The following is an 8,617-nucleotide window of genomic DNA, read 5'->3' on the forward strand; positions in this document are numbered from 1 at the left end:
TATTCCCGTAGAAGGAGAACGTGCGATGCCTCGATTTCATACGACCATTGTCGCTGCGATTTTACTGCTGCCGATCATTCCATCGGCTACGCATGCTGAAAAGAATCTCGTCCGGCCGCCAGGGACCACGCGCTATCAGCCCATGGTCGCGCGGCTGAAATCCATGCTGGCGTACGACCACGCGCACGGCGCGGGCCGAATGGGCTTGAGCTCCATCGGAATGTCCGTCAAAGGCCGCTCGCTCTGGATGGTGACACTGCGTGATCCGTCGGTGACGGCGGAACAGACGAAGAAAGTCTTTTACCTTTGCCGCCAGCATGGGCATGAGCCGGCGAGCACCGAGGCGGCCTTGAGCTTCGCGGCAAAACTCGTGAAGGCGGGACCGGACGATCCCCTGGCCGACACGCTGAAACATGTCACGGTTTACATCGTGCCGATGGCGAACCCCGATGGCTCCGAGAAGTTTTTACGGCATAACGCGCGTGATGTCGATCTCAATCGGGACTGGCTTAAACGCACGCAGCCGGAAACGCGGGCGATCTACAAGACTGTGTTTCGCCTCCATCCCGACCTGATGACCGACCAGCACGAACTGTATCCCAGCGATTCGCGCGGTGACTTTACCGAAACCGTCGGACCCCTGGGGCGGGCGATGCCGCAGGTAGTCGACTCCTGCATGGGGACACAGCAGATCGTGCAGCTCTCCATGGCGTCGGAGGGCTTTCATACCCGCAGCTGCGTGATCGATGACGGGCATCCGGCGCGGCTCGCGCACCGTTATGAGAACGTCAAAGGCGGCGTGCCGACCATTCTGTTTGAGACGAACCGATCCAATGGCGGCGGACGAAGCGTCGCCGCCCGCGCCGAGGCGCACGAGCGATTTATGACAGTGATCCTGCGGGATCTGGCCGGCGAGCGCGATCAATTGCTTTCGGAAGCAGAGGCGCGCGGCTTCACCATCCCCTCGGGGCTTGCGCCGCAGGTTCCCGCCGTGGCAGGGGAAGAGCAGCTACCCGCCTCGGATGAAACGCTGGCCGCCCCCGCGCCGACCATGGGCGATGAGGGCGAGAGAGAGGGACCGTGACGGACGACGAATTATCGGCGACGAGCTGGGTGTCGGTGAGCCAGGGGGCGCTGGCGCACAATGTGCGGGCGATCCAAAAACTGCTGAGCGAAGCCACACCCGCGCCGCGCGTGATTGCGGTGGTGAAAGCGAACGCCTACGGCCACGGAGCGCCCGAAGCGGCGCGCGTGCTGGCGGCGGCGGGAGTGGATTTCTTCGCCGTGACCACGGGAGAAGAAGCGCTGGAACTGCGCCGCAGCGGTGTCGCCGCCGAGATCCTCGCCTTTGCGCCGCCGATGCATGATCAGGCGGCAGCGCTGATCCAAAACGACATTACCCTGACCGTCGCCGACACCGAAAATTTGGCCGGCATTTCCAAAGCCGCCGCCATTGTTCAAAAAACAGCCAGTGTTCACCTAAAGGTCGATACGGGCATGGGGCGCCTTGGCGTACTGCCCTCAGAGGCCGTTGACTTAGCGCGCGCTATTTCCGTCGATCCGAATGTGACGCTGGCCGGAGTGTACACGCACTTTGGCAATGCCTTGGACAAAGACGAAGCGCCGACACGTAAGCAGCTGGCCGTCTTTCAGTCCGTGCTCAAAAATCTGAAAGATGCGGGGATCGATCCAGGGCTGCGCCACTGCGCGAACTCGGCTGGTGTTCTGCTTGGCTCAGACTACTGGATGGACGCCGTGCGGCCGGGGACCATTCTCTACGGCCAGTATCCCTCAGCCTCGCTTCCCAAACGTCTGGAGCTGCGCGACTCCTGGAAACTGAAAACACGCGTCGTTTCCGTGCGCCGCGTTCCCGCCGGGACCGCCGTGGGGTATGGCGGCGAGTTCGTGACGAAGCGGGCCACGACGCTGGCGGTCCTGCCGATCGGCTACGCAGACGGTTTCACCGTCGTCCCCGGCAGCGTTGCTTCCGGCAAACGCGGTTTGAAAGCGCTGGTGCGAGGATTGATGAAACCGGGCGCGCAAAACACCGTGACGATCCGGGGAAAGCGCTTCCCCGTGGTCGGACGTGTGGCGATGCAGTTCTGCTCGGTCGATGTGACCAATTTGACGGATGTCGCCGTGGGAGACGAGGTGATCGTGCCTGCGCGGCGGGTGACCTCCAGTTCGCGGCTGCCGCGCCGATATGAAGAGTAATGAGTTTCCGAAAGTGCTGGAAAATAGGAGCCCTGCTGGTTGCGGCGGGGACGGCCCAACTTCCGTCGTCTGCGGCTCCCGTCAGCCCGGACGCGTCGCCGGTGATGACGAAGCCGATTGCCTCGCTCGTCACATCCTATGCGGCCATGACCAAGGAGCTGCGCGCAGACGTCTCCGCCAGTCCTCTGCTTTCCCTCGCTTCGATCGGTAAATCTTCTCAAGGCAAGACGCTGTGGATGGTGCGCGCCGGCGAACCGGGCGTCAGTCCGGACAAGACAGTGCGCGTGCTGTTTCTCTGTCGCCAGCACGGCGACGAGCCCGCCAGCACCGAAGCCGTGCTCGGCGTGCTGAGCCGCCTCGCGCATGGCAAAGAGCCGGAACTGCGCGCGCAGCTTCGGCAAACGACGTTTTACTTTATCCCCATGGTCAATCCCGACGGCGCCGATGCGAACACCCGCCGCAGCGGCGCGGGCGCGGACCTGAACCGCGACTGGAGCGCCTTCACGCAGCCGGAAACGCGCGCCGTGAAGGCAATTGCCCAAAAGCTGGGGGCGCACGTGGTTGTGGATGCGCATAACTGGGACGGTGACGATCCCTATAACGCGAACTGTATCGAAGCCGATCGGGATCGGGACAGCGCGATTGGAGGCGCGGCGCGAGAGATGCAGGCCGCCGCCGCCATGGCGCTCGCGCAAAACGGGTTCCAAATCAACGCCACCGCCTATGGGCCGCAGGCCGATCCACGATTAGCGCACCGATATTTTACTTCTCAGAACATCGCGTCGCTGCTGGTCGAAACGCATTCCGGAGATCCAGGCGATGTGGGTGATTTCGTGCGCCGGCAGGGCGTGTATGTGGGACTGATCCACGCGCTGGCGACCCATCTTTCCATGAGCGGGACGCAGGCGCGGCTGGATGCACTGGAGAATATCGGCGGCGACCGTGAGGCCAAGTCCGCCGCTGCGGACAGGCAGCTCTTCGCGCCTGCGAAGCCGAAGGCGGCGGCAGTCGCCGCGCATACGCCCCGGCGCACTCCTCTGTGGCTCCCCAGCATTCTTGCATTCGCGGTGGCGCTCTGGGCCATGTCTCAGGGACGCGCCGCCATAGATGCATCTCCCGTAGCGAAGCGCTATCGGTACTGCCGCAAATCCTGGCTGCGCGATGTTCCCGGCAGTCGCGTTTGGGCTGCGGCGACGGTCCAGCCGGAGGCGGCTCGGGGCGCGGTTTCGTCCGCCGTTACTCGTCGCGCGCAAAAGGCGTCACCCGCCCGTCGTTCGCTTAAGACGCGTCCTTCGGATCGGCCACGCTATAGTTTGACGCCACCGAAACCAGCGTCTGCTCGGGCCAGCGCAGCGCCGTCAGCCGACCGCCGTGAACGGCGCTTGTGTCTACGTTGACGGTGTTGTGCCGGATCTCCGCGCGCTGCTGCGGCGTATGGCCGTAGACGATGAACGCGGCTCCGTGATAGCTCGCCGCCCAGTCTCGCCGGAGCGTCTTCCCCTCCGGGGTTTTGCCGGTGGCGTCCCCGTACAGAATAAAGCGACGGACCTCCGGATCGTCCTCCCGGCCGATCATTGGCTCCTCGATCCCCGCATGCGCCACAATCAAGCGTCCTTCGTCAAGAATACGGACCAAGGGTGTGTCAGCAAGGAGCGCCCTGATTTCGTCTTTGAAATCGGCGGCGTCCGGCTGCGCCTCGATCTGCCGGATCGTTTCGTCCAGGCCTCCGCGCCCCGGCTCCAGCGGAATGCCGCTCAGCCACTTCGCCAGGATGACATCGTGATTGCCCATCACGGTCAGCGCTCGTTTTTGCCGCCACCAGCCGAGGACCAGGCGCAGTACGCCCGCCGAATCGGGGCCTCGGTTGATCAAATCTCCCACGAATACCAGGGAGCGTCCTTCGGGATGCTCGCCGGCGGCGTCATAGCCCAGTGCGGCCGTCAATCGCTTCAGCGCGTCCAGGCAGCCGTGGACATCGCCAATGACATCGTACATTTCCAGGGAACTTCTCCTTAATGGTTGTCGCCTATTCCGAAGTATGGAAGAATATGGGTAACTAGTCATTATACCAGTACGAAGGATAAAGCTGATGAACAAGAGATCGACCCTCGCCGCGCTTTTGGCGGCGATCGCCGTCGCGGGAGCGCAGGGCTGCGCAAACGCGGGATCGCTGAGCGGGCCCTACATCGACCCGGATCAATTTACCAAAGTCCCCTTCGGGTCGCAGTCGCATTGGGCGCAGCCGTGGCGCTCCTACGGTCCCACGGTTCCCGCCTCCACTTTTGTCAACGGAACGGGCGCGGTCTTCAACGTCATTTACGAAAATCCCGACATGATCGCGAAGATGCTCGCCAGTCACGGGATCCATCATGCGCGTGTCGAAATCGGGTGGGGGCTGATGAGCTATGACGACGAGACCAAGATCATCCCGGCCCAGGAAAAGAAGGTCCTCGCCAATCTTACAGCCTTCAAGAAGTACGGAATCCGTCCTCTGATTCTGCTGAACGCCCACCAGGCCGGCCCTTGTCCGTATAAGCTGACCCAGCAGGTGCTGGCGGCGGACGCACACACAGGGGATATGACGGTCCAGCTGAAGGACACGAGCGGCCTCAAGGTCGGTTACAGCGGCCTCAGCAATATCGTCGGTTATGTCATGGGAGAGCAGCTGATCACCAAGATCGACGGCAATACCCTCACTCTCGCCAAGCCTGTGCCGAAGGATCTGACCGCCGGCGCCACTGTTCAGGTCGCGACGCTGAAGTATCGCCCCTTCTCCAAACCAGACACGGATGATTACAAGGAGACAGTCGCGGGCTGGCAAAAGTATGTCGAAAGCGTGACCAAGATTGTCAGCGACGCCCTTGGGACGACGGACGCTAAAGACAAGGGGTTCGATCTGGAGGTCTGGAACGAGCTGACATTCGGCGGCAAATACCTTTCGATCAACAACTACTATCCGGATAAACCGAGCAAATATCAGGATTACAATGAACGCTCGATCTACACGAATCTGGTCAAGGCGACGGCCGATGTCGCGGAAGATCATACGTCGGAGTTCAGCGGCGTGCAGATCGGCGACGGCTTCGCCAACACCATGCCCTGGTCGGCCTCTTCCGAGGAGCCTGCCCGTGTCGCCGCGATCGACAAACATCCATACCCGCCGCGCCGGTCCTACCCCAAGAACAACCCTCGCGGAAACAACCTCAACGCGAAGTACGAGATCGATCCCTATGTGCCGACGTACGATGCATTGTTTCCAGAATACAACGCCACGAGTATTCAAACCGAGAACATCGTGCGCGACATGGGACCGATCACGAACAATGTCGGTAAGACCGCCCATGGCCGTCTGAGCCGCACTGTTAACGGGACTGTCAAGCCGACGACCGTTTGGATTACCGAAACCAACGTTTCGGCCGGTGTGGACAATCCCAGCGTATCCAATGAAACGGCGCTGCTGGTGAAAGCGAAGACGACGCTTCGTTTCTACAGCTTCTTCCTCAACAAGGGCGTCTCGAAAGTCGATCTCTACGCCGCCATGTCCAATAATCGCAAACTGGGCGACAAAGAATTGGGGATCGTTCAGGCGAACTTCGTGGAGCTCGCGCTGAAGAAAGACGCCGAGTATCCCGCAGACGATTCCTCCTACACGGCGCCGGCCCTGGCGGCCACGAGTCGCATGGTCGCGAAGATGAACAATGGACTGGATCCCAGCCTGACCAAGACGCATCCGATCTCGCTCATCTCCATCTCCGATACGCACGATCACGCCCAGTTCAAAGGCGACGGGACGTCCGAGCATCCCGATCTCTACGACCGGGACGTCTTCGCCTTCCTGCCGTTTCAAGTCAACAGCCATCGGTTCGTTATTCCGTACTACGTGATGACCCGCGACGTGATGAAGCCCCTCGATCCGGAGAAGTTCACGCTGACCCTGGACGGGTTCTCCGGCAAAAAAGCCTCCATCACGGTATACGATCCGATCAGCGACAAGACCGTTCCCTTCACGCTCGAAAGCGCCGGCGGTCAGGCCGCCAAAATCACCGTCACCGCCGCCGACTATCCATACCTGCTGATTATCGACGATCCGACTCTGAAGTAAATCGGCGAGCGCCCCCCTTCTCACCCCACGCGACTAGGCCGGGATAGTAAAATCGCTATTCCGGCCGAATCGCCTTGCATTTTCCTTCATCCCGCGTTAAAATAGACCGGCGCTCCGCGTCGCGATCGATTTTTAATTCCGGTTCCAAGGGACGACACTCCATGACTAGCGATATCTTCTTTCCCCGCATTCTCCATGGCGGAGACTATAACCCCGAACAGTGGCCGGAGGAGATTTGGGACGACGATGTTCGCCTCATGCGCTTGGCCCATGTGAATGTCGCGACCTTGCCCGTGTTCGGCTGGGTGAGCCTTCAGCCCGACGAAGAGACGTTTACGTTCGAGTGGCTGGACCGTGTGATCGAAAAACTTACTTTGGGCGGCGTCGGCCTCTGTCTGGCGACCGCGACGGCGTCCGTCCCCGCCTGGATGGATCAGAAGTACCCGGACATCCTGCGCGTGGACGTAAATGGCGTGCGGCAGCGCCATGGTAACCGGCATACGTTCTGCCCGAACTCTCCCAATTTTCGGCGTCTCTCCACGAACCTTGCGCGGCGAATGGCGGAGCGCTACGGCGCCCATCCCGGACTGCTCGTGTGGCATGTGAGCAACGAGTACGGCAACCCCTGTTACTGCGATCAGTGCGGGGCGGCGTTTCGTCTCTGGCTGGCGAACCGTTATGGGAGCCTGGAGGAGACCAACCGGCGCTGGAATACGACGTTCTGGGGACACACGTATACGGACTGGTCGCAGATCGAGCCGCCGACGAAGAACGGCGAGGGATCAATGCAGTCGCTGCTCATCGACTACGATCGATTTCAATCCGAGAGCCTTTTGAACTGCTTTAAAGCCGAGCGTGACGTTCTTAAAGAGATCACGCCCCATATCCCGGTCACGACAAACCTGATGGGGCCGTTCAAGCCGCTGGATTACCATCGATGGGGCCGCGAGTTAGACCTTGTCTCGTGGGACTCGTACCCACAGCGGGGCGCGACTCCCGCAGAGATCGCCTTCAACCACAGTCTCATGCGCGGCTGCAAGGAAGGCCAGCCCTGGATGCTGATGGAGCAGACTCCTTCGCAGCAGAACTGGCAGGCGTACAATTCCTTAAAACGCCCTGGCGTGATGCGTCTCTGGTCGTATCAGGCGATGGCGCATGGGGCGAACGCCATTATGTACTTCCAGTGGCGGCGCTCACGCGGCGCATGCGAGAAGTTTCACGGGGCGGTAGTGGAGCACGCCGGACGCAGCGACGCCCGCGTCTTTCAGGAAGTGGCGGCTCTGGGCGCCGAGCTGGAGGCGCTGGGAGAGAATACGCTGGGCGCGCGCGTCGAGGCGCCGGCGGCGGTGCTGTTCGATTGGGACAACTGGTGGGCGATCGAGTACTCCAGCGGTCCCAGCGTCGATCTGAAGTACCATGCGCAGGCCCAGAGCTATTACTCCGCGCTGCACGACCTGGGGATTGTCGCGGACGTCGTCTCCCCGGACGCCGACCTTTCGAAATACAAGCTCCTCATCGCGCCCGTTTTGTATATGGTAAAGCCGGGCGTCGCTGAGCGTTTAGAGGCGTATGTTCGGGCTGGCGGCGTGCTGGTGACGACCTACTTCAGCGGCATCGTCGATGAGACCGATCTGGTGCACCCGGGCGGCTATCCCGGACCGCTGCGCAGTCTGCTGGGAATCTGGGCGGAGTCAATCGACGTACTGTCTCCTTCCGAATCCAACTCCGTATGTTTCGAAGCCGATGGGTCCATTTCCGACTGCGGCATGCTTTGCGATCTGATCCACGCGGAAGGCGCGGAAGTTCTGGCGCGGTACGAGCGAGACTTCTACGCCGGAATGCCCGCCGTCACCGTCAACGGCTTCGGCGAGGGCAAAGCCTACTACCTCGCCACGGCCCTCGCCGCCGGCGGGCTGCGCTCATTCTTACAGATCGTGCTGGATGAGGCGCAAATCCAGCCGCCGCTGGGCGCGCGGCCTCCGCATGGCGTCGAAGTTACCGAGCAGACCCTGCCGTCGGGCGAGGCTCTCGTCTATATTCTCAACCACAACTCCGTTCCAGCGCCCGTGGCTTTGCCGGCCGGAATTTTCCGAGAATTGATTACTGGGGAGGAAGTGGAGGGAATGCTGGAGTTGGGCGCGTATGGGGTGGGGGTTTTGTCGGAGGTTTAGGAACCTATTCCCCCGGCGCTAAAGCGTCCGCCCATAGGGCACCCGCCCTTTTTCCCAACAAGCTGCTTCGCAGGGTAAAAGGGGTGCTGATAATTATCATCCATTCACTCGTCACGTGGCCGTGAGGAGT

Annotated in this window: 6 protein-coding genes; 5 read left to right on the forward strand and 1 reads right to left on the reverse strand. The window is 61.4% G+C overall.

Going from position 1 to position 8,617, the window contains the following annotated elements; genetic code table 11:
• Positions 1-25: 25 nt before the first annotated feature.
• From ABIZ35_RS02975 to ABIZ35_RS02985, 3 genes are read left to right on the forward strand one after another with little or no spacing between them, the layout of a single operon-like run.
• The gene (locus ABIZ35_RS02975) at positions 26-1,084 is read left to right on the forward strand and encodes a M14 family zinc carboxypeptidase (RefSeq protein ID WP_348218383.1); all 1,059 of its coding nucleotides are present in this window, start codon (positions 26-28) and stop codon (positions 1,082-1,084) included.
• Positions 1,081-2,214, forward strand: a complete 1,134-nt coding sequence (alr, locus tag ABIZ35_RS02980; RefSeq protein WP_348218384.1) for an alanine racemase — start codon at positions 1,081-1,083, stop codon at positions 2,212-2,214. The genes ABIZ35_RS02975 and alr overlap by 4 nt, the downstream gene beginning before the upstream one ends.
• Positions 2,214-3,611, forward strand: coding sequence for a M14 family zinc carboxypeptidase (locus ABIZ35_RS02985; protein ID WP_348218385.1), 1,398 nt, complete (start codon positions 2,214-2,216; stop codon positions 3,609-3,611). The genes alr and ABIZ35_RS02985 overlap by 1 nt, the downstream gene beginning before the upstream one ends.
• Here ABIZ35_RS02985 and ABIZ35_RS02990 read toward each other — a convergent pair.
• Entirely contained in the window at positions 3,493-4,209 is a 717-nt protein-coding gene (locus tag ABIZ35_RS02990) for a metallophosphoesterase (protein ID WP_348218386.1), read from the reverse strand. The two genes, ABIZ35_RS02985 and ABIZ35_RS02990, sit on opposite strands and share 119 nt — an antisense overlap.
• A 94-nt stretch (positions 4,210-4,303) precedes the next feature.
• Here ABIZ35_RS02990 and ABIZ35_RS02995 point away from each other — a divergent pair, with 94 nt between their 5' ends.
• Entirely contained in the window at positions 4,304-6,316 is a 2,013-nt protein-coding gene (locus ABIZ35_RS02995) for a hypothetical protein (protein ID WP_348218387.1), read from the forward strand.
• Between the two features lie 161 nt (positions 6,317-6,477).
• Complete coding sequence (locus tag ABIZ35_RS03000; RefSeq protein ID WP_348218388.1) at positions 6,478-8,487, forward strand: beta-galactosidase; 2,010 nt, start codon at positions 6,478-6,480, stop codon at positions 8,485-8,487.
• The last annotated feature ends 130 nt before the right edge of the window (positions 8,488-8,617 follow it).

It is taken from the genome of Capsulimonas sp., assembly GCF_039929585.1.
GTDB lineage: Bacteria > Armatimonadota > Armatimonadia > Armatimonadales > Capsulimonadaceae > Capsulimonas.

Bases quoted from the DNA above. Each gene is read 5' to 3' on its own strand.
- ABIZ35_RS02985 (WP_348218385.1), top strand. From the start codon at position 2,214: ATGAGTTTCCGAAAGTGCTGGAAAATAGGAGCCCTGCTGGTTGCGGCG.
- ABIZ35_RS02990 (WP_348218386.1), bottom strand. From the start codon at position 4,209: ATGTACGATGTCATTGGCGATGTCCACGGCTGCCTGGACGCGCTGAAG.
- ABIZ35_RS02995 (WP_348218387.1), top strand. From the start codon at position 4,304: ATGAACAAGAGATCGACCCTCGCCGCGCTTTTGGCGGCGATCGCCGTC.
- ABIZ35_RS02975 (WP_348218383.1), top strand. From the start codon at position 26: ATGCCTCGATTTCATACGACCATTGTCGCTGCGATTTTACTGCTGCCG.
- ABIZ35_RS03000 (WP_348218388.1), top strand. From the start codon at position 6,478: ATGACTAGCGATATCTTCTTTCCCCGCATTCTCCATGGCGGAGACTAT.